Here is a 25187-nt window from a genome sequence, read left to right as displayed (position 1 = left end):
GCAGTCCTTTCGCTGGCGCGGCTGTAACGCGGCTTGCGCGCGCTGCCTAGGCTGCGTCAGCGTTGAGATAGTCGCTCGCCGTGCCGCATTCCTCGAGAAAGGCGATCAGCCCGCGCTCAGCCCGGGTCAGCCAGCGGGTCTGGCGCGGCAGTTTCAACCCCTTGCGCCATTCCTCCTGCCCCTCGACCCGCGCGATCACCGCCGGATGCACATAGGACTTGCGTGCAATCGCAGGCGTGTTGCCGAGCCGATCGGCAACGTGTTCGAGCATCTCGCCGATCTTCACCACCCCGCGCCCTGAGGCCAGCCGCTCGAAAGCGAGGCTGCTGGCGTGAAAGGTGCGGAAATGCTTGGCGGAGAAATCCTCCCCCATCACCTCGCGAAGATAGGCGTTGACGTCGGCCGAGGTGACGGGACAGACGTCGCCGTCCTCGTCCTCGTAGCGGAACAGGTGATCCTCGCCTTCCTCCTCAAGGCTCTCCATCCGGCGCACCGCTGCGGCCAGACCGGCATCCTCGACTTCGACCTCGCGGTCCTTGCCGCCCTTGGCGGTGAAGTGCAGCACCAGCCGCCGCCTGCCGACTTCGGCGTGGTCGGCGCGCAGCGTGGTCGCGCCATAGCTGTCGTTGCTCTTCGCATATTGCTCGTTGCCGATGCGGATCGCGGACAGATCGAGCAGGCGCACCACCGCGGCTAGCGCGGTTTCGCGGGCGACCCCGCGCGCGGCCAGATCCTCCTCCACCCGCTTGCGCATCAGCGGCAGCCGCTTGGCGAAGGCAACGCAGGAATCGTATTTTGCGCTCTCGCGCTGGGCTCGGAAATCGGGGTGGTAACGATATTGCTTGCGCCCCGCGTCGTCATAGCCGGTCGCAAGGATATGGCCGTTGGGCGCGGGGCAGAACCACGCATCGGAATAGGCCGGGGGCAGCGCGATCGCGTTGAGGCGGCGCTTTTCCCTGGCATCGCGGATCAGCACGCCCGAGGGATCGTAATAGGCCCAGCCCTTGCCCGCGCGGCGGCGGGTGATGCCGGGAAGATCGTCATCGACATAGATCAGCTTTTCCATGGCCAAGCAAAAGCGGACTGGGGCGGCAATGTTCCACCTTGCACCGCGCCCCGCCGCACGCCAGCTAGGACACAAGAACGCGCGGGTTTGCGCCGCGCCCAGAGGAGTTACATCGCATGGCCGATCCCACCTACACCCCGCCCGCCGTCTGGAGCGCCGACACCGTCTCGGGCGGGCGATTCGCCTCGATCAACCGGCCCACCGCCGGCGCGCGCGAGGACAAGGCGCTGCCCGAGGGCGACAACCCCTTCCAGCTCTATTCGCTTGCTACACCCAACGGGGTGAAGGCGAGCGTGATGCTCGAAGAACTGGTCGAAGCCGGGCACACCGGGGCAGAATATGACGCCTGGACGATCAACATCGGCGATGGCGAACAGTTCACCAGCGGCTTTGTCGGCGTGAATCCCAATTCCAAGATTCCGGCCCTGCTCGACAAGAGCGATCCGGCCCAGCCCTTCCGCGTGTTCGAAAGCGGCGCGATCCTCGTCCACCTGGCCGAAAAGTTCGGGATGTTCCTCCCCACCGCCCCCGCCGCGCGCGCCGAAGTGCTGAGCTGGGTGTTCTGGCAAGTGGCGAGCGGCCCCTTCATCGGCGGCGGCTTTGGCCATTTCTACGCCTATGCGCCTGAGAAATACGAATATCCGATCAACCGCTACGCGATGGAAACCAAGCGCATCTTCGATGTCGCCAACCAGCGCCTTGCGACAAGCCGGTTCCTCGCGGGCGACGAATACACCCTCGCCGACATCGCCAACTTCCCCTGGCTCGCGCCCTTCACCACCGGCACGATCTATAACGACGCCAAGACCTTCCTCAGCATCGACGAATATGAGCATGTCGGCCGCTGGGTGAAAGAAATCGCCGCGCGGCCCGCCGTCAAGCGCGGGCGGATCGTCAACAAGGTGTGGGGCGATGATGACACCCAGCTGAAGGAACGCCACTCGCCCGCCGACTTCGAAGGCAAGCGGCTCGACTAGACGCCGGTGCGAAAAAGGGGGCGAACAGGTGTTTTAGCCCCCTTCACAACAGGGTTTGAGCCGCTATAGAGCGCGGCTCTTGCTGGGGCGTAGCCAAGCGGTAAGGCAGCGGTTTTTGGTACCGCCATGCGAAGGTTCGAATCCTTCCGCCCCAGCCAGTTCTTCCTGCCATCCGGACCGCGCGGGGCCTGAAGACATCCCCTCATTCCCGCGATAAGAGCCGACCATGGCCCGGCTGCTTCTGTTCAACAAACCCTTCGGCGTGCTGTCGCAATTCACCGATCGCGGATCGCCGACGGTGCGCGCGACCCTGTCGGATTTCATCGCGGCGAAGGGGGTCTATCCCGCCGGGAGGCTCGACCGGGACAGCGAGGGCCTGCTGCTGCTCACCGATGACGGGCGCTTGCAGGCGCGCATAGCCGATCCGCGTTTCAAGCTGCCCAAGACCTATCTGGTGCAGGTCGAAGGCGAGCCGCAGGACGACGCGCTGGAGCGCCTGCGGCAAGGTGTGCAGTTGAAGGACGGCATGACCCTGCCCGCCGAGGCCCAGCGCATCGACGCGCCCGACCTGTGGCCGCGCGACCCGCCGATCCGCGTGCGCAAGTCCGTGCCCGACAGCTGGCTGCAACTCACCATCCGCGAAGGGCGCAACCGACAGGTGCGGCGGATGACGGCGGCGGTGGGACTCCCCACTCTGAGGCTGGTGCGCTGGTCGATCGGCGACTGGACCCTCAGCGGGATCGCGCCGGGACAATTCATGGAACTCCGCGTGTGAATTATCGGCATTCCTTCCATGCCGGCAACAGCGCCGATGTCGTCAAGCACAGCCTGCTGATTGCGCTCATTAGGGCCTTGCAGCTCAAGCCTTCGGCGCTGACGCTGATCGACACTCATGCCGGTTGCGGGCTCTATGACCTCTTCGGCGAGGAGGCCGCGCGCACCGGCGAGGCTGCCGAGGGCGTGATGCGCGTCTTTGCCGACAATAACCCGCTGCTCGATGACTATCGCGCCGCCGTGCTGGCGGTGAATGACGGGGCGGACATCGGCACCGGCCCGAGCCTCTACCCCGGCAGCCCGCGCGTTCTGGCACAGCTGCTGCGGTCGCAGGATACGCTGATCCTCAACGAGAAACATCCCGAGGATGCTCAGGCCCTGCGCGGCGCAATGCGCGGAACGCCCGCCGCGGTGCATCAGCGCGACGCCTACGAGCTGTGGCTGGCGATGCTGCCGACCCGCACCCCGCGCGGGCTGGTGGTGGTCGATCCGCCCTACGAGCAGACCGACGAGCGCACCCGCATCACCGCCACCCTCGCTGCCGCGCACCGCAAGTGGGCGCATGGCGTGACGGTCATCTGGTATCCGCTCAAAGACCGCGCCGCGCACCTGCGCTGGAAAGACAAGCTGCGCCAGACCGGCATTCCGAAGCTCCTGAGCGTGGAGCACTGGCTCTACGACAGCGACCAGCCCGGCATCTACAACGGTGCGGGCCTGTTCATCGTCAATGCGCCCTACGCCTTCACGCAAGCCCTGCCGCCGCTGCTTGAAGCCCTTCGCGCCGCCCTGGCGCCGGAATGGCACCGCGGTGCGATCACCGCTGAATGGCTGCGCGAGTGATCCCCGCCTCGTCCGCCGGGGTCTCGACCGGCGCGTCCTGCTCCACACGCTCGGAATAGCGATCCACCAGCATATCCGCATGGGGGCGCAGCAGCACGGTGAAGCGCACCAGTTCCTCCATCACGTCGACGATCCGGTCGTAATAGGCCGAGGGCTTCATCCGCCCCGCCTCGTCGAATTCGGCATAGGCCTTGGCGACCGAGGACTGGTTGGGGATGGTGAACATCCGCATCCAGCGCCCGAGAATCCGCAAGCTGTTCACCGCGTTGAAGCTCTGCGATCCGCCGCTCACCTGCATCACCGCCAGCGTGCGGCCCTGCGTCGGGCGCAGGCCCTTATAGGCCAGCGGCAGGTGATCGATCTGCGCCTTCATGATCCCAGTGACGGTGCCGTGGCGTTCGGGGCTGCACCACACCTGCGCCTCGGACCACAGGGAATGTTCGCGCAATTCGTGAACCGCCGGGTGATCGTCGCCCGCGATTTGATCGGGCAAAGGCAGGTCGGCAGGGTCGAAGATGCGCGTCTCGCAGCCGAAGAATTGCAGCAGCCGCGCCGCTTCCTCCACCGCGAGGCGCGAGAAAGAGCGCTCCCGCAACGAGCCATAAAGCAGCAGCACGCGCGGCGGCGGGTCCATCGGGCCGAGGCCCAGCGCCGGGCGGGCATGGGCATATTCGGGCTTCAGCGCAGGCAGATGCGCCGGGTCGGGCAACGGGCGCAGGCGGGTGTAGTCGGTCATGCCGGCTCTCCGGGAAAACGGGCGCGGGTGCGGTTGGCGAAGGCCACCAGCGAGAGCATCACCGGCACCTCGACCAGCACGCCTACCACCGTGGCGAGCGCGGCGCCGCTCGACAGGCCGAACAGCCCGATGGCGACCGCAACCGCCAGTTCGAAGAAGTTCGATGTGCCGATCAGCGCGCACGGCGCCGCAATCGCGTGCGGCACGCGCCACATATAGGCCCAGGCATAGGCGGCAGCGAAGATGCCATAGGACTGGATGATGATCGGCACCGCGATCAGGGCGATCAGCAAGGGGTTGGCGATGATCGTTGCGGCCTGAAAGGCGAACAGCAGTACCACCGTCGCCAACAAGCCGATCACCGACCACGGCTTGAGCCTTGCGGTAAAGGCATCGACCGCGCCTGCGTCGCCGCCGTGACTGGCAATCACGCGGGCACGGGTCAGCGCGCCGGCCACCAGCGGGATGACGACATAGAGCGCCACCGACAGCAGCAGCGTCTCCCACGGCACCACGATCTCGGTCACGCCGAGCAGCAGCGCGACGATCGGGGCGAAGGCGACGATCATGATGAGGTCGTTCACCGACACCTGCACCAGCGTGTAAGCCGGATCGCCGCGGGTCATCTGCGACCATACGAACACCATCGCGGTGCAGGGTGCTGCGCCCAGCAGGATCAGCCCGGCGATATATTCCTGCGCGTCGGCGCGGGGCAGCAGGCCCGCATAGAGGTAATCGAAGAACAGCACCGCCAGTGCGGCCATGGTGAAGGGCTTGATCAGCCAGTTGATGACCAGCGTGATGACCAGCCCCTTGGGCTTCTTGCCAATGTCGCGGATGCTGCCGAAGTCGACCCCCACCATCATCGGAAAGATCATCGCCCAGATCAGCACTGCGACGACCAGATTGACCGAGGCATATTCGAGCCCCGCCAGCACGCCGACCGCAGCGGGCGCGGCAAGGCCAAGGCCCAGCCCGGCCACAATGGCGAGCAGCACCCAGACCGAAAGGTAACGCTCGAACAGGCCGAGCGATGTGGCGGCATCACCCATCGCAGGCGAGCCCTGCCCCAAGGTCGGCACACATTTCGGGCAGGCCCCGGCAGCAGTCCTCCATCAGGAAGGCGAGCAGGCGGCGCATCCCGTCGAAGTCGGCGCGGTAATGGATCAGGCGGCTCTCGCGTTCGGACTGCACCAGCCCTGCCCGTTCGAGCGTGGCGAGGTGGTGCGACATCGTGGAAGGCGGAACGCCGCAATGCTCGGCAATCGCGCCCGCGATCATGCCGTCCGGCCCCGCCACCACCAGCGCGCGGAACACCGCGAGCCGCGTTTCGTGGGCGAGCGCCCCCAGCGCATCGACCGCCCATACAGGCATGTTGTTTTCGGCCATGGCCCCCACCTTTCGATGAATATCGAAATATCGGACACGAAGGCAGGGTCAAGCGAAAATTCGAGAATTATCGAAACGTCGTGGTGGTGAGCCGCCCCGATGCGATCACGAGGCTATCGCCGCAGCTGCGCTGCGCTGCTCGCGGCTCAGGTGAAGGCCGACCGGAATGCTGACGCCGATCAGTCCCGCCACCCACAATCCGCTCACCGGATCGGCGATAACCACCGCGGCGAAGAGCGCCATCGTGATCCCCAGAATCAGGCCGGGCAGCACGGGGTGCCCGATTGCGCGGAAGGGGCGCTTCATGTGCGGGCGTTTCAGGCGCAGGGCGAAGTAGGAGGCATTGTAGAGGATCGCCGCAAACACCCCCGTCGCGACCTGAATCTTGAACACGAAGACATAGGCGCCGGTCAGGATCATCGGGATCGGCACCGCGGTCCCGATCAGCAGCGCGACCCACGGGGTGCCGCCGCCATTGACCAGCATCGCACTTTTCAGGAACAGCCCGTCGCGCGCCATGCCGTAGAGGATGCGTGGATGGGTCATCACCAGTGCGTTGAGCGTCAGCAGCGCCATGGTGGCGGCGGCCAGCCCGGTCACCTTCATGCCGGTCGGCCCCAGCAGCGCCTCGATCACCAGCGCCACCGGCAGATCCGCCGATCGCAGGCTTGCCAGATCGATCACGGTGAAAACGCACAGGTTGATGCCGAGATAGACCACCAGCAACAGCAAAGCCGAGGTGAAGAAGGCGCGCGGGATGTTGCGAGCCGGGTCCTTGTCCTCCTCGGCAAAGAAAGCCGGGCCCTGCCATCCGTCATAGGCGCCGAGCACGATTTGCAAGGCGGTGACGAAAGCCACCCAGCCGATCGCCGCTTCCCCGGCAGACAGCGCCTCGCGCGGACTGGCGGCGGCGGGTGCTGCTGGCATCTCGACAACAAAGGCCGCCACCACGATCCCGCAGAGCAGCGCAAGCTTGATGAAAAGGGCGGTGATCGTGGCGATCCGGCCCTCCTCGACCCCCAGCCAGTTGAACAGGGTCACTGCCAGCAGGGCGATCACGGCGATCACTGCTGTCCATTCCGACGCGGCGGGAACCGCAAAGGCGAGGAATTCGGCAAAGGCCAGCGCCAGCGCCGCGCCGCCCGCCGCGTAGCCGACCCAGATCGCCCAACCCGCCAGCAGCCCCATGCTGTCGCCAAAGGCCTCGCGCACCGGAACATAGATCCCGCCTGCACGCGGCAGCGCGGTGGTGAGCTCCGACGCGACATTGACCGACAGGAGCACATAGGCCCCGCCCAGCGCCCACACCGCCAGCGCCGCCCACATCACGGGAACCTCGTTGGCAACCACGCCCGGCGTTCTGAGAATGCCCGCGCCGATCACCGATCCGGCCATGATCGCGATGGCAAAGGGCAGGCCGAGGCGCTTTTGCAGCCCGCCAGACGGCGGGGTCGCGGGGCCCTTGCTCATGCGGGCAATTGCCGCTCGTCGCCGACCCGTGCGAGCAGGCAGAACACCAGTCCCAGCAGGACGATACCGGCCACCACGCCGTAGGTCGTCGCATAGCCGCCATGTTCGACGACCCAGCCCGAATTGCCCGACATGATCGATCGCGCAAGGTTGGGCACCGCCATGAACAGCGCGAACTGACTGGCGGCGATCGCGGGATTGCTGATCCGCATCGCCCACACGATGTGCAGCACGGTTAGCAGCACGCTCAGGACATAGATGCTCGCGGTCAGGGCCATGAACAGGGTATCGCCCTGCCACCCGGCGAAACTCGCTCCCGCCAGCGCGGCCAGCGCGGCAATGGCGAGGAAATGGCCGATGATCGTGCGGCGCAGGCCGAACCAGCGGACCAGCAGGATCGGAGTGACCAGAGCAAAGCCCGCGGCGATCAGGCTGAGCAGCGCGTTCAGGCTGGAATAGCGCTCGCTCGTCCAGCCAAGATGCTGCACTGCCAGCGTCGGGTTGACGGCATCGATGAAGGCAAAGCCCGCGCAGGCGCAGCCGGTGCCGAGCAGGAACAGCAGCGTGCGCGGCGCAATCACCGATCGCACCACGCCCGAAAGGATCGGCCACCAAGCGGAGTTCTGCCGCGCTTCGCATTCGGGCGAGGCCTGCCCTGCGGTCCAGGGCAGCAGCCGTTCGCCGGGCCGCTCACGAAACAGCGCGACGAAAGCGGACGCGCAGGCGACCATCGACGCCAGCACCAGTGCCATTTGCGTCATCGTGCCCGAAGCCAGCAATTGCCCGGCCAGAAAGCTGCACACGGCGATACCGAAGCTCTGGCTGGCGAACATCAGGCTGTTGATCGCAGTGCGCTCGTCATCGGGCACGATGTCGACCGCCATCCCGTCCACCGCCACATCGGCAAAGGTGACGCAGACGTTGAGGACAAAGCAGAAGCCGGTCAGCAGCGCGATGTCTTTCACGCCGGGCGCAACGACGGCCATCGCGATCAGCGCGGCCACCATCAGGCCCTGTGCGAGCAGGATCCATCCGCGCCGTCGGCCCATCGGCTTGAAGGTGAAGCGGTCCATAACAAGCCCGTTCAGCAGCTTGGTCGACCATGGCAGCATCGCGATGCCGACAAAGCCGCCGACCTGCAGCGGCGTGGCCCCGTTCTCGGCCAGCCAGCCCGGCAGCGCCACCAGCACGAGACCAAGCGGAACGCCTTGCAGGAAATAGAGCACGATGATCGCGGCAAAGCGTGCGATCTTGTGTTCGGACAGGGCAGGCAGCGGCGGGCGCGCCTGCGCGGCTGTGACCGGGATCGCAACGCTCATGGTGCAAGCTCGGGCAATGGCGTAGCCATGGCGAAATTCTCCCCAGCGAATGTCAGTGGACGAACTCCGGCGGGCGATCGGGTCGTATTATCACCCGCCGGAGCTCTAGGCCGCGCGTCCCCCCGTCAGCGCGGCTTGTATTCCTGAAGCAGCATCGAGCTGATCACTTCGCGATATTCCGAGCGGTTGCCGCTGGCGGCGAACTGTTCCTGCACGGTGGTCTTGGACCATGCGTCGAAGGCGCGGTCGCGGCGCTCCTGCTCGGCGGCATCGGGCAGGCTCTTGAATTGGACCACGAGGTAGAGATCAGGCTCGCCTGCGCGCGCATTCACATTGCTGTAGATGCCGTAGTCGGTGATCCAGCCCTGCGACTTCGAATATTCGTTGAAGCGCTTCCATTCGGTCGCCAGCCATTCGGCATATTTGAGGCCGCCCGGCCCGTCTTCGACGACGATGCCGTTCATCTGCACATATTCGCCGGGCACCAGCGGTGCCTCCTGCGCTGCCGCCGGAGCGGCAAAGGGCACAGTCATGGTGATGGCGGCAAGGGCCAGTCTGATCGTCTTCATCGGTATTTCCCCCCTGTTGCGCCGCATCCGCCGCCGGGCCTCATGATCGAGGGCCGCGCCGGCAAAGCGTCCCCGCACGCGCCAGACCAGGTGGTTGGCGCGCTGTTGAAAGGAGCTTGGTTGCAGCGAGTTTCGGTGAGGAAGGAATGGCCCCGCAGAGCCGGTGCGGTCAATCGGGGCGACCGTCAAAAAAGCGTCAATTCGTGCGGCTTTCAGGCCTCTCGCGGGTCGGCGGGCAGCAGATCGGGCCAGCCGTGGCGCTCCCACGCTTCGACAAGGCCGATATCCTCGGCAAAATCCATGAAGCCGGGATGCAGCCGGGTCCGGTTCATCGGCTCGACATCGGCCCAAAGGTTCATCAGGGCGAACACGTTGGCCGGGTGGATCCGCTCGCGGAAGATCTTCATCACCAGCTCGGCATGGCCCATCCAGATGGCCGGAAAAGCGATCGTGGGATCGTGCGGGTCGGGCATGGTCTGGTGCAGCCCGTCAAGCATCGCGCAGTAGGCGGCGCGGGCCGCCGCATCGCCGCTGCAGATCGCCTTGGCCGCCATATGCCAATAGGCATCGCGCACCGCATCGCTCATCGGCTCGGTCCCAGCGGGCGGGACGATGACGGTGTTCATCAGCATCCGCTGGGCATAATAGGTCTCGACCGCCTTTTCGCGCGCGCCGCTGGCAGCCTCGAACACGGCGAGCCACATCCCCGGCATCCCGAGATCGACCGTGCGCTGCGCGGCGCTCAGCGCCAGGTCAATCTCCCCGAGATTGAAATAGGCGCTCGCCAGCAGCACGTAGTTGCGGCCATAGACCGGGTCCTGTTCGATCCCGGCCTCAAGAAAGGGCAAGGCCGCGCGGGTGCGGCCGACATAGAGCAGCGACGATCCCAGCCGCAGCGCGACATCGGCATTGCGCGGTTCGCGGGCATAGGCCTCGAACGCGAGATCGAGCGCGCCGGCCGGGTTCATCTGCGTCCATTCGTGGAACCCCTGGATCGCCAGCGCATGGCCCTGCCCCGCATCCAGCGCGACCGCCCGCTGCGCGCATTCCGATGCCTTGCGCGAGCGTTCGAGCCGGTCGAGGCACGGGGTGTAGACCGCATTGTGGATATGGGCGTCGGCCAGCATGGTCCAGCATTCGGCAAAGTCGGGGTCGAGCGCGAGGGCCTCCTCCAGCAGCTCGACCGACTTCGCCGCCGCGCCGTCCGTCATCGAGCGCCGGACGAGCGAGCGGCCTTGCAGATAGAGCGCATAGGCGGTGCGATTGGCAGTCATGCGCCGCATCGGCGCAGGCGACAGCGTCAGCCCCAGAACCCGGCAGATCGCAGCAATGACATTGTTGCCGATCAGCTTGCGCGATTCAAAGAAGTCGTCGATCGATCCAGCGATCCGGTCGGCCCATATTTCAGTGCCGGTGGCGCCTTCGATCAGAGCGATCCTGACCGTGATGCCTTCCGCCGTGCGCCGCACCTCGCCTTCGACCAGATGCGTGACCCTGAGGCTCGCCGCCATTTCTGTGAGCGTCTGCCCGCGCGCCGCAACCGCCAGCACCGACGTGCGCCCGGCCAGCATGATGCCTTCCAGCTTGCCCAGCCGCGACACCAGTTCATCGGTTACGCCCTCGGCCAGAAAGAAATCGCCGCCAAGCTGATCGATCTGATCGAACGGCAGCACGGCCAGTGCGATATCGGCCAGCCCGCGCGTGACGGGATAGCGCGCCTGCGCTACCGCACTCAGCCGTGCGCTGGCCTCGGGCTCGCCCGCGTTGCGCAGATCGGACACCAGCCGCGCAACCCCTTGCCGCAGCCGCGCATCGACCTCCTGCCGCTTCATCGCCAGCCAGCGATCATAGGTCGGGTTAAAGGATTCCGCCTGGAGCAGCGGCAGCGTGCCGATCGTCTCGAGCAATTCGGCTGCCGCATCGCCCTTGCCCTCGGCCAGACTGTCTTCCAGCAAGCAAAGGTCCGAGCGAAAAACCGCGCGATCGAGCGCGACTGTGGTGCGGGTGACAGTCAGCAGATGGCCGCAGCCTTCATTCTCGCAATGCTGCCGCAGATCGAGCAGGCATTGCCGCAAGCTCGCCTTGGCCTGGGCATGGAAACGGTCGGGCCATAACAGCTGGCACACGATCTCGCGGGAAAGGCTGCGATCGGGTTGCAGGCATAGCAGGCCGATCAGCAGCATCCCGCGGCGATTGCTGCGCAGGAGCGGAGCGCCGCTTGCCGTTTCGAGCCGGAACTCGCCAAAAATCCGCGCAATCACTTCGGGTGCAGGCAACGCCGTCGCAAGCCGATCATTCAACATTCCGGTCCCCCAAGCCGGAAGCTTAGCCCCGCAAAGGTGATTTGCAACGCAATTAGGGGGCAGCTTGTCCCGACGTTGGCAGCGTCGCCGGGGAAGCCCGGCAAGCGTCAGGCATCAAGATCGGTGCAGAAACGGTCTGTCCAGGTCTGGACATTGTCGTCGCGAATGGTGCCGATCATCGCTTCGTAGCGGGCCTTGCGCTCTTCCAGCGGCATGTCGAGCGCCAGCAGGATCGCGTCGGATATGTCATCGGGGCTGTAGGGATTGACCAGCACCGCGCCCTTGCCATCCAGCCCGAGCTGCTCCGCCGCCCCGGCGAAGCGCGACAGGATCAGCACGCCCGGATCCTTTGGGTCCTGCGCTGCGACATACTCCTTGGCGACCAGGTTCATCCCGTCGCGCAAGGGCGTCACCAGCCCGATCTTCGATCCGCGGAAAAAGCCGAAGAGTTCGGCATGGGAATAACCGCGATTGACGTAGCGGATCGGCACCACATCGACTTCGCTGCGCGCGCCGTTGATCTGCCCGGTCTTCTGTTCGAGCAGCATCCGGATGTCCTGATAGCTTTTCACATCCTCGCGGCTGGGCGGCGCGATCTGGATGAAGACGAGGTCTCGCACGCGCTCCGGGTGCTGGTCGAAGAACCGCCCGATGCCGTCGATCCGCTCGGGCAGGCCCTTGGAATAGTCGAGCCGGTCCACTCCGATCATCGCGGTGCGGTCGCGGGTGGAAGACAGTAGCCGTTGGTGCGCGTTGCGCGCTTCGCCCATGTTGCCCTGCGCCTGGAAGTGCTCCCAATCGATGCCGATCGGATAGGTGCGCGCGATCACTGAACGGCCTTCGAAGTTGATCGTACCCGTCTCCTCGTCGACCTCGGCGCTCAGTTCCTTGCTGCAATAGTGCAGGAAGCTGCCGCGCCATTCGTCCGTCTGAAAGCCGATCAGGTCGTATTCCAGCAGTGTGCGCACCAGCCTCTCGTGGAACGGCAGCGAGACGAACAGCCGGGTGGGCGGCCAGGGAATGTGGAGGAAGAACCCGATCCGGTTGGTCACTCCAAGCGCGCGCAGCCGCTCGCCCAGCGGGATCAGGTGATAGTCGTGCACCCACACCAGATCATCGGGCTCGATCAGCGGCACCACGGCATCGGCAAAGCGCTGATTGACCCGCTCGTATCCCCTGCCCGTCTCGCGCTCGTACTCGGTCAGGTCGAGCCGGTAATGGAACAGCGGCCACAAGGTCGAATTGGCATAGCCGTTGTAATATTCCTCGACGTCGCGGGCGGGCAGATCCATCGTCGCGGTGGTGACACCTTCGTGGCGTTGCAGGTTGATACTGCCGGCAGGATCCTCGCTCTCCTGCCCCGACCAGCCGAACCAGATTCCGCCGCGATCCTTGAGCGCGGAATTGAGCGCGCCGGCAAGCCCGCCCTGGGCTCCGGCAGCGCCGCGGGCCTTGGCCACAGCGACACGGTTCGAGATGACGACCAGACGTTTTATCGGACATTACTCCAGGGTTTGGACAGGTGGCCGGCGCAATTGATGACGCCGACCAGCGAATAGGTCTGAGGGAAATTGCCCCACAGCTCGCCGGTGTTGTAATCGAGATCCTCGCTCAGCAGGCCCGAGGCTGTGGCATGGCTCAGCATCGCATGGAACAGGCGGCGCGCTTCGTCGCTGCGGCCCGCCAGATGGAGCGCCTCGATCAGCCAGAAGGTGCAGACGTTGAAGGCGGTTTCGGGGGCGCCGAAATCGTCTTCGGCGGCATAGCGCAGCATGAAATCGCCGCGCCGCAGCTGCGCCTCGACCGCCGCAAAGGTCGAAGCGAAGCGCGGGTTGTCGGGCGCGAGGTAGCGCAGCTCGACCATCTGGAGCAGACTGGCATCGAGATAATCGCTCTCGAAGCTGGCGCCGTAGTGCCCGCCCTCTTCCCCGTTCTCGACCCAGGCGTCCTGTTCGATCCGGGCGCGGATCGCATCAGCGCGTTCGCGCCACACGGCGGCGCGGTCGTCCTTGCCGAGCCATTCGGCAGCGATCGCCAGCCGGTCGCAGGCGGCCCAGCTCATCACCGCGGAATAGGTGTGCACTTCCTGCCGCGTGCGGAATTCCCACAGGCCCGCATCGGGCTGATCGTGCATCGCCCAGGCCATTTCGCCGACCTGTTCAAGGCTCTCGAAATCGCGCTCGTCGGCAATCCGCAGCAGGCGCTGGTCGATGAAGCCCTGCACGGTCGGCAGCACGATCTGGCCGTAGCAATCGTGCTGCACCTGCTTGTAGGCGGCGTTGCCGACGCGCACCGGCCCCATTCCGCGATAGCCCGTCAGCGCGGGCGCGGTCTCCTCGGTCAATTCAGCCACCCCCATCACCGAATAGAGCGGCTGGATCTGCCCGCCCTTGGCCGCGTCGACGATGTTGCGCAGATAGGCGAGATACTTCTCCAGCACATCGAGCGCGCCGATGCGGTTCAGCGCCTGCACCGTGTAGTAGGAATCGCGAATCCAGCAGTAACGGTAGTCCCAGTTGCGCTCCGAATGCGGGGCTTCGGGAATAGAGGTGGTGAGCGCTGCAACGATCGCGCCGGTTTCCTCGTGCTGGCACAGCTTCAGGGTGATGGCGCAGCGGATCACGTCGCTCTGCCATTCGAACGGCGTCGCCAACCCGCGCACCCAGCGCTGCCAGTAGCTGCGCGTGGCCTGCTCCATCCGGCGGATTTCCTCGCGCAGATTGCCCTGGAAGGGCTCGTCCGGGCCGAGGAAGAAGTGAAGATCATCTTCGACGCGGAAGCTGCGCCCTTCGAGGATGAAGCCGACCGGCGCATCGGTTGTGAGCCGCAGCGTCTCGCGGCCAAGCAGATAGCGGATATGGTTGGTGCCGCGGGTCGTCTCCGCCGGAGCCGCGCCATAATCGCGCATCGGGCGCAGCAAAGCGCGCACGCGAGGGCTGCCGGCGACCGATCGCACAATCCGGCTGATCGCAACCGGGCGATACATCCGCCCCTTGCCTTCGTGGCGCGGGCAGAAATCGAGCACTTCGACCGCGCTACCATCCTCCGCCTCAAGCCGGGTGACGAGGATCGGCGTGTTGCGGATATAGGCCTGCTGCGCGCTGACCTGCCCTTCCAGCTCGAAGCGCCACACACCCTGATCGGTCGCATCGCCGTTCATCAGCGCGCAGAACACCGGGTCGCCGTCGACCCGCGGAATGCAGCTCCACACCACACCGCCTTCCCGGTCGATCAAGGCGCTGATCTGGCAATTGCCGATCGGCCAGAGTTCAAGATCGGGCGTTACAGCTCCAGCCACTTGTGCACTTCCTCCACGCTTGCAAGTCCATGGCGGGCGGCGGCCGAAACCCGTTCCCCCACCGCGATACCGAACCCGCCCAGCCGTGCGCAGGCGACAAAGCCGTCTTCGTCGGTGGTATCGTCACCGATGAAGATCGGCACAGCCCCCGCAAAGGGAGGACGGGCCACCAGCAGATTGACCGCCCCGCCCTTGTCGCTGCCGGGCCAGGCGACTTCGACCACGCATTTGCCGGTCTTGGCCACAAGGCCATAGGCCTCGGAAAGTTCCACCGCGAATTGGCGCGTCTCGGCCTCGCGCTTAGGCTGCGTGCGGTAGTGCAGCGCGCCGCCGTGGGCCTTGCGCTCGTAAAGCAGCCCGCGATCGGCGGCGAAACGTTCCAGCGCGGCGGCGACCGGCTGCGGCAAGGCCCGGCCTTCGCGCAGGATATGGCCACCGGGGGCGCGCACATCGCCGCCATGCGATCCGGCAAGGTGCAGGTTGGGATGGCCGAGAAAGTCCGTCAGATTGTCGATGCTCCGGCCCGTCACCAGCGCCAGCGCACCGTCCAGCCGCGCGCCGAGCCGTTCGAGCCGCTCGGGCAGGCGCTCGGCCACCGTGACTGCATCGGGCGCGTCAGCGATCTCCACCAGCGTTCCGTCGAAATCGAGAAACAGCGCGGCGCGGCCCTGTTCGAGGAGCAGCGACAACGGAGGCGGCGGCGCGAGTGGAGGGCAAGCGCGGAACATGGTGCCAGCATAGGGAACGAGGCCGCGGGGTCAAACCGCAAGGTGCACGGCGAGCACAAGGCGGCGAACGCCGAGGCCGGAGCGCGCCGTCCATGCTCCCTGCTCGACAATCCGGCGCGCCTTGCCCAAGGTCGGACCGATGAAGCTCTCGTCTCCTCCCCAGCGCCCGGTCTGGCCCCTGCTGGCATGGTCATCCGCTGCGCTGGCAGGGGTGGCAGCGCCAATGGTCGCCATGCTGTTGCTGGGTGCAGATGCGCCTGCGGCCGCTGGCGCCGCGATTCTGGCGGTTGGCCTGATGGGGGCCGGCATCATCGGCGCCGCCGCCGCGGCACGCTTCTGGATCGGTATTGTGCTGGCGCTGCTGGCCGGCGCAGGCCTGTTGCTGCTGGCGCAGGTCATCGGAATGCCGCCCTTACAAGACCCGCTTTGGACCGGTCTCGCCATCGCCGCTGCAAGCTTCAGCTTCGCCGCGCGCGGCGCTCTGTTTGCCCGCAGTGCGGCAGCCAAAGGCTGGTTGATCGCCGTATTCGTCGTCGCGGGTGAGGCCGCTATTCTGGCAACCGCCTCGGCCCGGCCGGGCACGCTGCCGGAATGGCTCCTGGCTCTGCTGCCGGCGCAATGGGCGAGCATGGCCATCGCGGGCGCTTGGACCGGCACAGGCGCAGACGTGGCAGGTGCTGCGCTGATCGCTCTCGCAGGCACGGCAGCAGCGACCCTGCTTGTGGCCAACCTGTGGCCGCGCCGCTGGCCCTATCTGGTGATGTTCAGCGCGTGGCTCGCGCTATCCGCGCTGGTTTACGAGCGGATGTGACCGCGCCGACGGTGCCGGGTTCGTGCCGACCGCAAATGGCTTGAACCATAGCACCGCTCATCACCCGGCGCCCAAATAGCCAAAAACGCCTTCCCATGCTCCAAAGCCGAGCAAAATGCGCCCCGCCATCATCGCGATCAGCAGTCCCAGCAACAGCACCCAGCCCAGCATGATGCCCGTTGTCATGCGCCAGTTCTTGGGCGGCAGGCCCTGAAACAGGAAGGTCGCTATGCCGGCGACATTCACGCAGACCAGATTGACGGTGAACAGGAACATCGCATTGGCCCCGGCGGCGGGCAATCCTGCTCCGGTGTAGATCCCCGCAGCCGTCAGCGGCGGAACCAGCGCGACGGCGACCATGACGCCCACGAGTGCGAGTGATGCCCCACGACTGAAGGCCAGCACGCCGGCTGCACCGCAGGCTAGAGCAAGCGCAATATCAGCGGGCTGAACCAGCGTCCGGTTGCGCAATTCAGGGGTCAGCGGATCTATCGTCACGATCGCGCCGATCACCATGCCCGCCACGATTGCCAGCGCGCATCCCAGAGCCAGTGTCGCAAACGCCTGCCGGCCCAGCTTCCAGTCGCCCACCGTCGCCGCCAGCGCCAAACCCATCGTCGGGCCAAGCAGCGGTGCGATGATCATCGCGCCAATCACAACGGCAACCTGACCGCTGCGCATCCCCAGCCCCGCGATGATCGCCGACAGGGTCACCGTCAGCACGAAGGAAGGGCGGATATGCAGGCTTTCTTCGATATCATCGTAGAGTTCATCGGTGCTCAGCCGGTCGCGGCTGAAAAAGCGCTCCAGCCAGGTGGGCGGCGCCAGATCGCGCGTGAGCGGCAGTTCGGTGGCCGGGCTTTCTTCCACCGCAGGCAGCACCGCTTCAAGCTGCGCCACATGGGCGGTGAAAGATGGCACAGCGGCAAATGCGTCCTCCAGATCGGTCAGCAGCCGTTCGGTGTAACGCTGCTGAACGATGCAGGTGTATTTCTCCTGCGCACCGGGCAGAGTTTCGCGCCAGAACCGGCGCGTGTGGCGCGGCAGGATTGTTTCCAGTCGCTCGATCTGATCTTCAGGCAGGTAAATCTGGACAAGTCTCGCCGACATGGAACCCCCAGTATCAAAACGATCCGGTGCCCAAGCTTTAGGGTATCCTCGTCAGTCGAGCCAGAACGATGATGGCGGACAAGCCATGGCAGACGTGCCCCATCCCCGCTTCAGCCAGCCAGCAGTCGGACATCGTGTGCCATCATCCAGCCGGAATCGCACAGCCCGAAATCGTCGGTATCTTCTGCAACCGGGGAGGAGACGTCGCAGTCCTCGCCCTGATACGTTGCAGAGATGATCCCGACCATTTGTTCGTCATTGCTGGTTTCACAGACCCAGACGGGGGTGGCTTCTGCCAACTCGCCATTGGGCTCAAGTTCGTCGCTGGGACCCGGATGCACGCTGATCGTGATCTCGGGCGCGAGTTCGACGATCACGCCGTAGCTGCACGGATCGGTTTCAGACGCGCTGAGCGTGAAAGGCTCGTTCCCGCCCGAATATCGCGGTTGTGCCAGCAAAGGCGCTGCAACCAGACACGCCGCCAAATCCGAGTTGGACAAACGGCACCGGCTCGCGTTCGGTGCTACCGGCTGCCGGATGGGAATAGGTCAGATCGGCCTTTGTCGGCAGGCTGAACGCAGGCGTTGCGAAAAGCAGCGGTGCGATCGCCAGTGCTGAACAGGTGCTGATAATCAGCTCATTTGCCGATCACGAGACCGTGGTGAAGGCGTTTTCTGCCGGTGCTGACGGCTACCTGCTCAAGGACAGCGCGCCGCAGCAAATCCTCAATGGCATCGCGATCACGCTGGATGGCGGTGCGCCGGTCAGTCCTGCGGCGGCGGTCTATCTGCTCGATCTGCTGCGTGCGCCTGCGCCCATGTCGCCTGTTCAACCCTCGGTGGAGGCAGACGGTCGGCTGACCCAGCGCGAGACCGAGCTGCTGCGCGCCTTTGCCGCGGAAAAGAGCTACAAGGAAGCCGCCCGCACGCTGGGCATTCCCTGACCGCTCAAGACCCCAGATCGACAAGGCCCCCCATGCAGCCGGTGTGTCATTTTCCTGCCTTCAATCCCGGTCATCATAGGCTCTGCCCGTCAACCTCCCTACCGCTCGCAAAAGTCGCGCCTCGGCGAGCATCACGTCGCTGCGGCTCCGCGCGACATCGAGCTCGGCGGCGCGCAGGCTTTGCTCGGCAAACAGCAGGTCGAGCGTGTCGCGCAGCCCGAGTTCGTATTCCGCGCGCACCCCGCTGAGAGCAATCTCGGCGGATTGCAGCGCTTGCCGTCCGGCCGCAAGACGCCGCCGCGCACCGCTGAGGGAGGCCCAGGCGCTGTCCGTCGCGCGGATCACTTCCCGGCGCGCCGCATCGACGGCGAAGTCCTCGGCGCGTGCGTTCGCCTGCGCCTCACGGATCCGCGAGGGAACGAGGCCGCCGGTCACAAGCGGAATGCGCAAGGCGACACCGACCGTGCCGAAGCGTTCGGACGGCGCCCCGATGCCGCCGCCGCCCAGGCCCGATGATTGCCCGCCGATCGCCTGCAAATCGAGGTTCGGCGCCCGCTCGGCCCGCGCCGCGCCGATCCGTGCTTGCGCGGCATCAGCCAGCGCGGCCCGTTCGCGCAGTCGCGGGCTGTCGGCCTCGGCGATGGTGCGCGCGGTTGCGAGGTCGGGGGGCAATGCCGGGGGCGATGCCGCGTCGGGCTCCAGCACGATAGCAGCCTGCCCGACCACGGCGAGGTAATCGGCCCGCGCGCGCTCAAGCGCCGCCTGTGCATCCGCCAGATTGCCGGCAATGCCCGCCCGCTGAGCTTCGAGCTGGGCGACGTCGGTGAGCGTGGCCTGCCCACTGTCGAACCGGACCTGCGCCTCCTCGACTTGCCGATCAAGGCGCTCAATCCCGATTCGGGCGATCCGCTCGGCCTCCTGCGCGAACAGGATGTCCGCAAACGCGGCAACCACGGCTTCGAGCACGGCGGCCTCGCGCTCGCGGAGCCGTTCGCGTCCGGCATCGACTTCGGCCTCGGCAGTGCGGATCGCCGCCGATACGCGCCCGCCGGTCCACAGGGGGAGCCTGCCGGTAAGGGTCACATCGCCGCGCTCGCCCGTGCCGGTCTGTAGCCCGGCGTCGAGAGCGACGGTCGGCCGCCCGCCGGCGCGCGCCTGCTCGGTTGTCTCCGCCAGAGCCTCCTGCCGTGCCGCGGCTTCGGCAAGCTCCGGGTTGGTCGCATAGGCATCGGCAATCGCCTGCGCGAGAGTCTGCGCCCCGGCGGGGGCAGGAAGGCACACGAACAGCATGGACAGCGCGGCGAGCCTAGTCATGGCGCAGCGCCTCGGCCGGCGCGATCCTGCTGGCGCGCAGCGAATGGGCCAGAACCGTGATCACCGCGATGGCGATGGCCAGAACGCTGGCGGCGATGAAATAGACCGGCGAAAGCGCGATCCGCTCGGAAAAGCCGGACAGCCATTCGCGCATCGCCAGCCATGCCAGCGGCCAGGCGATCACGTTGGCGATCAGCACCGGGCGCAGGAACTGACCGATCAGCAGGCGGACAATCGCGCCCGAGCTTGCACCCAGCGATTTGCGAATCCCGATCTCGCGCACCCGGCGCGCGGTGTTGAACGCCGCCAGCCCGTAGAGGCCGAGCGCGCCGACAATCACCGCCAGCACGGTGCCGAAGGCGAACAGGCGCGAGCGCTGGACGTCGCCCTCGAGATAGCTCTTGTAAAGCAGCGCATTGACCGAATTTCCCGCAAACGGAACGCCCGCGGCGCGTTGCTGCCAGACCGCTTCGATCCGCTGCAGCACCGCCTCTGCATTGCCTGAGTGCCGCACCGTGAGGTTCGGCGGAAAATCGCCTTCATTGGCGAGCGCATATGCAAAGGGCTTCACCGCCACGGTAGGATCGGCGAAGTTGATATCCTCGATCACGCCGATGATCGCGAAGGTGCCGGCTGCCTTCAACTCCTTGCCGACCGCATCCTGCGGCGTCGCGAAGCCGAGCGCGGTGGCTGCGGCGCGGTTGATGACGAGATTGCGCTTTGTCGGCTTGGTCGTGTCCGAATCCTCCACTGCCGCTTCGATCGGCACGGAAAGGTCGGCAGGGAAGCGACCGGGATCGAACAGGCGGCCGGCGAGCAGACGCACCTGATAAACATCGGCGAAACTCCGCCCGACCGTCCCTTCGAGCAGATCGATCTCCGCGGGAATATCGCCGCCTGACGACTTGCTGATGCTGTACGAGCCGCCCGTCGGCACCACGCCCGAAATCGCCGTGCCTGTCACACCCGGGAGCGCTTCGATCGCGCGGCGGATCGCGCTGCGCTGGGCGGGGTCGAGATTGGGATCGGCGAAGGACGAAACCATGATCAGCCCGTCGCGCTGGTATCCCAGATCGACCGATTGCAGGTGCCGCGCCTGCGCGAACAGCACCGTGGTGCAAATCACCAGGGCGATGGCGAGCGCGAACTGGATCACCACCAGCAAGGTGCGCAGGATCGCCCCGCGCCGTCCGGTGCCGGGCGAGCGGTTGGAGCTCAGCACGGCGGCAGGCTGGAAGCGGGAGAGCACGAAGGCGGGGTAGGCACCTGCGGCGACCCCCGTCACGAGTATCACCGCCGCCAGCGGCGCAAGGATGCCGCGCGCGCCGACATATTCGATTTCCAGCGACAGCCCGCCCGCCGCGTTGACGAAGGGGAGCGCCAGTTCCGCCAGCGCCAGCCCGGCAATCCCGGCCAGCACCGCAGCGGCCAGCGCTTCGGCCAGAAAGCGGATGATGAGGCTGGTGCGCGAGGCGCCCACGACCTTGCGCAGCGCGACCTCGCGCGCCCTGAGATCGGCGCGTGCGGTGGCCAGATTGACATAGTTGATGATGGCAAGGCCCAGCGCGATCAGCCCGAGGGCCCCCAGCGTTGCGACCACCAGCCCGTCGCGCGGGTCCTTCAGATGCAGCGAGGCCAGCGGCACGATCGCCTCGGTCACTGTCATGAAGTTGTCCGGGCCCTGGAAATTGGGGTCGGGGTGACGCGCGTTGAAGCCCTTCAGATTTCGCTGCATCGCCGCTGCCGAGGCTTGGTCGGTAAACTTCAGGAAGGTGGTGACACCGCTCGATCCTTCGAAGAACGTCTCCTGATCCGGCATCAGCCGCGCCATGACCTGCGGGCGATAGGTCATGGCCACGGGCATGTCCTCGATCACGGCGGCGACCCGGAGCACCCGCTCCTCGGTGCCGAGCACCAGCGTGATTGTCTGCCCAATCGGATCGCCGGGGCGCAGGTGCTTGGCCGCTGCGCTTCGGGTCAGCACCGCGCCATCGGGCCGCGACAGGGCGCTCCCGGTGTCTCCTGCGAATACGGGGACGGGAAAGAGATCGAACCAGGCCGGATCGACGAGGCCGATCTGCTCCTTCGCCGCCTGCCCGCGCGCCTTCACCGTTGCATCCGCCGCCACCAGCCTTGCGCCCTGTGTGCCGGGATAGTCGGCTTGCAGCAGATCGACCATGTCGACGCGAGAGGGAATGCCGACCGGCTCGGCCTCGCCGAATTGCAACTTGCGGTCGACCACCCAGACCTTGTCTGCGCCGGGGAGCACATTGTCGAAGCTCGTTTCGAACCGCACGAACAGGAACAGCACAAGGAAGACCGCGATCCCCAGCGCCAGCCCGCCCAGATTGATCAGCGCAAACTGGGGGTGCCTGCTGAAGGAGCGATAGAGGGTCGCCGCTACGTTCACAGGCGATCTCCGGCTGGAGCGATGTGATCAGTCATGGCGCAGTGCCCATGCAGGGGTGGCCCGCGCCGCCCGCAGCGACTGGCCAAGCACCGTCAGCCCCGCGATCAGCGCCGCCAGCAATCCCGCCCCGAGAAAGTAGAGCGGCGACAGCGCGATCGGATCGTCGAACCCCGCCAGCCAGCGGCGCATGGCGGCCCATGCGAGCGGCCAGGCGATAAGGTTGGCGAGCACCACCGGCTGCAGGAACTGCCTGACCAGCAGCCGCACGATATCGCCGCGTGTCGCGCCAAGCGCCTTGCGGATACCGATTTCGCGCACACGGCGGGCGGTATTGAACGAGGCGAGGCCCCACAGCCCGACCATCCCGATCAGCACCGCCAGCCCGGCGCCGATCGCGAACAGGCGCGCGGCGCGTTCGTCCTCGGCATATTGTTCGCGCAGGCTTTCCACGCCGGTCTGGGCTTCGAAGGGAAGCTCTCCGGCGACGCTGATCCACGCCTCGCGCGCGGCATCGGTGGTGGCCTTGGGATCACCGGTGAACCGCAAGGTCAGCGGGCCATAACGCGGATCCCTGTAATAGGTGTAATAGGTCGGATCGATCGGCTCGCGCGGGGAAAGGAAGCGCATGTCATTGACCACGCCGACAATCGTCCGCGGCGGCGCACCGCGCCCGACCTGCTGGCCGATCGCCTCGGCCGGATCCTTGTAGCCCAGCGCGCGCAGCAGCAGCGTGTTAATCACGACATTGCGCGGCTCCTCGAATTCGCGGTCGGTGACATCATCGCTGGCGAATTCATCGCCGAGAAAACGGCCTGCGAGCAGTCTCGCGCCATAGGTTTCGAAGAATTCAGGGCCGATCGCGACCCGCCGCATGGAGAGGGGGGGACTGCCGTCCTTCTTGAAGGTATCGACATTGTTCGTGCCGCTACCGCCGGGAACGCTGTCGCTCAAGGCGACCGAACGCACCGAGGGGATCGCCGCCATCCGCGCGACGATGGCGCGGCGCTGGGCCTCGTCCTCGGCCCAGCTCATCGAGCGGATCAGCAGCAGGCCTTCGCGGTCGAACCCGATATCGGCGCTGCGCAGATGCTGGACCTGGGCAAACAGCACGCCCGTTCCGATCATGAAAGCAATCGCGAGCGCGAACTGCGCAGCGACGAGCGCCTGACGCAGCCGCGTCCCGGCCTGCCCCCCACCGGGCGCCTTGGCCGAGGCGAGCACGCTGGCCGCAGGAAAGCGCGACAGCATGAAGGCAGGGTAAGCGCCCGCCACGACCCCGATCACAAGGGCCAGAAGCGCCAGCGGCAGGATCACGCCCTGCGCGCCGAAATAGGTCAGCGTCAGAGTCAGCCCGCCCGCTGCATTGACGAAAGGCAGCGCAAGCTCGACCAGTGCCAGCCCGACCAGACCTGCCAGCGCCGCAGTGCCGATGGCTTCGCCAAGGAACTGGCGGATCAGCGCGCCCCGATCGGCACCCATAACCTTGCGCATCGCCACTTCGCGGGCCCGCAAGGCCGCGCGCGCGGTGGCCAGGTTCACGTAGTTGACGATGGCGATCAGCAGAGTGAGCGCACCGACGATGCCCAGCGTGGTCACCGTCTGCCGGCGGCTGTCCGGCTCTCGCCCCTGCGGAGTCAGGTGCATGTCTGCGATTGGCAACAGGTTGATGCCGATCTGCTTGCTGGCCTGCTCGCCGTAAGCGCTCAGCGCGCGCTTATCGACGAAAGCATCCGTCCCGCTCTCGAATCGGGCGGCGTCCTCGGGGCCTGCAAAGCGCAGGAAGGTCTGGACCGACGTGCTGCCCCAATTGCGCCACCAGGGGCTGTCAACGTCGTCGGGCAGCCGGGATAGCATCGTGAAATCAAGCTCGCTGGAGGGAGGCAGGTCTTCGAACACCCCGGCAATCCTGAGAAGCCGCGTCTCCCCCTCGATTGAAACCGTCATGCTTTGACCAACCGCCTCGGCTGTACCGAAATACCGCTCGGCAATGCTCCGCGACACCAGCAGGTTTGCCGGATCAGCCAGCGCCCCGCGTCCCGTCCCGGCGACCATAGGCAGCGCGAAAATATCGAAGAAGCTTGGGTCTACGCGCTTCAGCTTTTCGGACGCGGCCACGCCATTTTCCATCACCGAGGCGCTGACCGGCTCGATCCGCGTGCCGACGATGCCGGGGAAATCTTCACGCAATTGCTCCAGCAGCCCGCCCATCGTCCAGTGATGGCGGCCGCTGAAGGGCTGATCCGGCGCCCGTACATTGGTCTGCACCAGATAGACCTTGTCGTGACCCGGCAGCCACCTCTCGAAGCCGGTTTCAAACCGCACGTAGAGGCCCAGCACAATGATGGTGGCAATGCCGATTGCGAGCCCCCCGACATTGAGCGCCGCGTAAACCCGGTGCCGCGTCAGCGACCGGTAGAGCGACAGGAGCGCGAACCCGTTCACAGCGCACGCATCGCTGAAGCGACGATCCGTCCGTCGAGCATGTCGATCCGGCGCTTGGCCATATCGGCATGGCTGGGCGAGTGCGTCACCATCACGATGGTCGAACCACTGTCATTAAGCGTGGTGAGGATGTTCATCACCTGCTCGCCATTGGCGGTGTCGAGATTGCCGGTCGGCTCGTCGGCGAGGATCAGCTTGGGATCGCCCACGATGGCGCGGGCAATCGCGGCGCGCTGCTGCTGCCCTCCGGAAAGCTGATGCGGAAAATGCCGGGCACGGTGCGCGATGCCGATGCGGTCCATCGCGGCCGCGACCCTCGCCTTGCGGTCGCTCACATCCTTGCGATAGGCGAGGCCCAGCGCGACATTCTCTTCGATCGTCAGCTCGTCGATCAGATTGAAGCTCTGGAACACGAAGCCGAGCGAGGCCGCGCGGAATTGCGCCAGATCGCTTTCCGGCAATTGCGCCAGATCGCGCCCGCCGAACAGGTATTGCCCGGACGTGGGCCGGTCGATGGTGCCGAGCGTGTTGAGCAGCGTCGACTTGCCGCATCCCGATGGTCCCATGATCGCCACGAACTCGCCCTCGGCAATGGCGAGATCAATCCCGGCAAGAGCAGTGGTTTCGACCTCGTCCGACCGGTAGCGTCGTTCGATCGCCTGCAATTCGATCATGTCATCTGTCCTCT

23 protein-coding genes and 1 tRNA gene are annotated in these 25187 nt (G+C 66.1%); 6 read left to right on the top strand and 18 right to left on the bottom strand.

The window, feature by feature from the left end:
• Positions 1-46 precede the first annotated feature (46 nt).
• A complete protein-coding gene (locus tag BZF59_RS11020; protein WP_211277387.1) occupies positions 47-1066 on the bottom strand; it encodes a DNA topoisomerase IB in 1020 nt (339 codons plus the stop codon).
• 116 nt (positions 1067-1182) lie between these two features.
• On the opposite strand from BZF59_RS11020, the gene yghU reads away from it, so the two are divergent.
• The 4 genes from yghU (at position 1183) to BZF59_RS11000 (ending at position 3657) form a co-directional block, all read left to right on the top strand.
• Positions 1183-2043: a glutathione-dependent disulfide-bond oxidoreductase gene (gene yghU, locus BZF59_RS11015; protein WP_086608279.1), complete on the top strand. Its 861-nt coding sequence runs from the start codon at positions 1183-1185 to the stop codon at positions 2041-2043.
• An 83-nt stretch (positions 2044-2126) separates the two neighbouring features.
• A tRNA-Gln gene (locus tag BZF59_RS11010) sits at positions 2127-2201 on the top strand.
• A 68-nt stretch (positions 2202-2269) separates the two neighbouring features.
• Positions 2270-2818 carry a pseudouridine synthase gene (locus BZF59_RS11005; protein ID WP_086608278.1) on the top strand — a complete coding sequence of 183 codons (549 nt, stop codon included), beginning with the start codon at positions 2270-2272 and terminating at the stop codon, positions 2816-2818.
• Complete coding sequence (locus BZF59_RS11000) at positions 2815-3657, top strand: 23S rRNA (adenine(2030)-N(6))-methyltransferase RlmJ (RefSeq protein ID WP_086608277.1); 843 nt, start codon at positions 2815-2817, stop codon at positions 3655-3657. The genes BZF59_RS11005 and BZF59_RS11000 overlap by 4 nt, the downstream gene beginning before the upstream one ends.
• On the opposite strand, the gene arsH is transcribed toward BZF59_RS11000, so the two are convergent.
• The 11 genes from arsH to BZF59_RS10945 all read right to left on the bottom strand — a co-directional run bounded on the left by arsH (position 3632) and on the right by BZF59_RS10945 (position 15703).
• Positions 3632-4393, bottom strand: a complete 762-nt coding sequence (gene arsH / locus BZF59_RS10995) for an arsenical resistance protein ArsH (protein ID WP_086608276.1) — start codon at positions 4391-4393, stop codon at positions 3632-3634. The genes BZF59_RS11000 and arsH overlap by 26 nt on opposite strands.
• Complete coding sequence (gene arsB / locus BZF59_RS10990) at positions 4390-5445, bottom strand: ACR3 family arsenite efflux transporter (RefSeq protein WP_086608275.1); 1056 nt, start codon at positions 5443-5445, stop codon at positions 4390-4392. Before arsB ends, arsH begins: the two co-directional genes overlap by 4 nt.
• A complete protein-coding gene (locus BZF59_RS10985) occupies positions 5438-5782 on the bottom strand; it encodes an ArsR/SmtB family transcription factor (RefSeq protein ID WP_086608274.1) in 345 nt (114 codons plus the stop codon). The genes arsB and BZF59_RS10985 overlap by 8 nt, the downstream gene beginning before the upstream one ends.
• A 105-nt stretch (positions 5783-5887) precedes the next feature.
• Positions 5888-7252 (bottom strand): APC family permease, encoded by a 1365-nt coding sequence (locus BZF59_RS10980; protein WP_086608273.1) that lies wholly within the window; start codon positions 7250-7252, stop codon positions 5888-5890.
• The gene (locus tag BZF59_RS10975; RefSeq protein ID WP_086608272.1) at positions 7249-8571 is read right to left on the bottom strand and encodes an MFS transporter; all 1323 of its coding nucleotides are present in this window, start codon (positions 8569-8571) and stop codon (positions 7249-7251) included. Before BZF59_RS10975 ends, BZF59_RS10980 begins: the two co-directional genes overlap by 4 nt.
• A gap of 125 nt (positions 8572-8696) precedes the next feature.
• Positions 8697-9140, bottom strand: a complete 444-nt coding sequence (locus BZF59_RS10970; protein WP_086608271.1) for a hypothetical protein — start codon at positions 9138-9140, stop codon at positions 8697-8699.
• A gap of 212 nt (positions 9141-9352) precedes the next feature.
• Positions 9353-11416: a hypothetical protein gene (locus BZF59_RS10965; protein WP_158094300.1), complete on the bottom strand. Its 2064-nt coding sequence runs from the start codon at positions 11414-11416 to the stop codon at positions 9353-9355.
• A 134-nt stretch (positions 11417-11550) separates the two neighbouring features.
• Entirely contained in the window at positions 11551-12939 is a 1389-nt protein-coding gene (locus BZF59_RS10960; protein ID WP_086608269.1) for an alpha,alpha-trehalose-phosphate synthase (UDP-forming), read from the bottom strand.
• The gene (locus BZF59_RS10955) at positions 12936-14741 is read right to left on the bottom strand and encodes a glycoside hydrolase family 15 protein (protein WP_086608268.1); all 1806 of its coding nucleotides are present in this window, start codon (positions 14739-14741) and stop codon (positions 12936-12938) included. Before BZF59_RS10955 ends, BZF59_RS10960 begins: the two co-directional genes overlap by 4 nt.
• A complete protein-coding gene (gene otsB, locus BZF59_RS10950) occupies positions 14726-15430 on the bottom strand; it encodes a trehalose-phosphatase (protein WP_245806119.1) in 705 nt (234 codons plus the stop codon). The genes BZF59_RS10955 and otsB overlap by 16 nt, the downstream gene beginning before the upstream one ends.
• 69 nt (positions 15431-15499) lie before the next feature.
• Positions 15500-15703, bottom strand: coding sequence for a hypothetical protein (locus BZF59_RS10945; RefSeq protein ID WP_086608266.1), 204 nt, complete (start codon positions 15701-15703; stop codon positions 15500-15502).
• Between BZF59_RS10945 and BZF59_RS10940 the strand changes: the two genes are divergently transcribed.
• On the top strand, positions 15693-16280 hold the full coding sequence (locus BZF59_RS10940) for a hypothetical protein (protein WP_086608265.1): 588 nt from the start codon (positions 15693-15695) through the stop codon (positions 16278-16280). The genes BZF59_RS10945 and BZF59_RS10940 overlap by 11 nt on opposite strands.
• A gap of 60 nt (positions 16281-16340) precedes the next feature.
• On the opposite strand, the gene BZF59_RS10935 is transcribed toward BZF59_RS10940, so the two are convergent.
• Positions 16341-17390 carry a TIGR00341 family protein gene (locus BZF59_RS10935; protein ID WP_086608264.1) on the bottom strand — a complete coding sequence of 350 codons (1050 nt, stop codon included), beginning with the start codon at positions 17388-17390 and terminating at the stop codon, positions 16341-16343.
• Positions 17391-17500: 110 nt separating this feature from the next.
• Positions 17501-17767, bottom strand: a complete 267-nt coding sequence (locus BZF59_RS10930; RefSeq protein WP_143738146.1) for a hypothetical protein — start codon at positions 17765-17767, stop codon at positions 17501-17503.
• Positions 17768-18012: 245 nt separating this feature from the next.
• On the opposite strand from BZF59_RS10930, the gene BZF59_RS10925 reads away from it, so the two are divergent.
• Positions 18013-18333, top strand: a complete 321-nt coding sequence (locus BZF59_RS10925) for a transcriptional regulator (protein ID WP_086608262.1) — start codon at positions 18013-18015, stop codon at positions 18331-18333.
• A 60-nt stretch (positions 18334-18393) separates the two neighbouring features.
• Here the strand turns inward: BZF59_RS10925 and BZF59_RS10920 are convergent, their stop codons facing one another.
• The 4 genes from BZF59_RS10920 to BZF59_RS10905 are packed head-to-tail and all read right to left on the bottom strand — an operon-like array spanning position 18394 to position 25173.
• Positions 18394-19647 (bottom strand): TolC family outer membrane protein, encoded by a 1254-nt coding sequence (locus tag BZF59_RS10920; protein WP_086608261.1) that lies wholly within the window; start codon positions 19645-19647, stop codon positions 18394-18396.
• Positions 19640-22057, bottom strand: coding sequence for an ABC transporter permease (locus tag BZF59_RS10915; protein WP_086608260.1), 2418 nt, complete (start codon positions 22055-22057; stop codon positions 19640-19642). The genes BZF59_RS10920 and BZF59_RS10915 overlap by 8 nt, the downstream gene beginning before the upstream one ends.
• Positions 22058-22084: 27 nt before the next feature.
• Complete coding sequence (locus BZF59_RS10910) at positions 22085-24499, bottom strand: ABC transporter permease (protein WP_086608259.1); 2415 nt, start codon at positions 24497-24499, stop codon at positions 22085-22087.
• Positions 24496-25173: an ABC transporter ATP-binding protein gene (locus BZF59_RS10905; RefSeq protein ID WP_086608258.1), complete on the bottom strand. Its 678-nt coding sequence runs from the start codon at positions 25171-25173 to the stop codon at positions 24496-24498. The genes BZF59_RS10910 and BZF59_RS10905 overlap by 4 nt, the downstream gene beginning before the upstream one ends.
• Between the last annotated feature and the right edge of the window lie 14 nt (positions 25174-25187).

The organism is Erythrobacter donghaensis (assembly GCF_002155425.1).
Taxonomy (GTDB): domain Bacteria; phylum Pseudomonadota; class Alphaproteobacteria; order Sphingomonadales; family Sphingomonadaceae; genus Erythrobacter; species Erythrobacter donghaensis.
The sequence above is the reverse complement of the archived record's forward strand: the minus strand, read 5'-3'. Positions and strand labels throughout refer to the sequence as shown.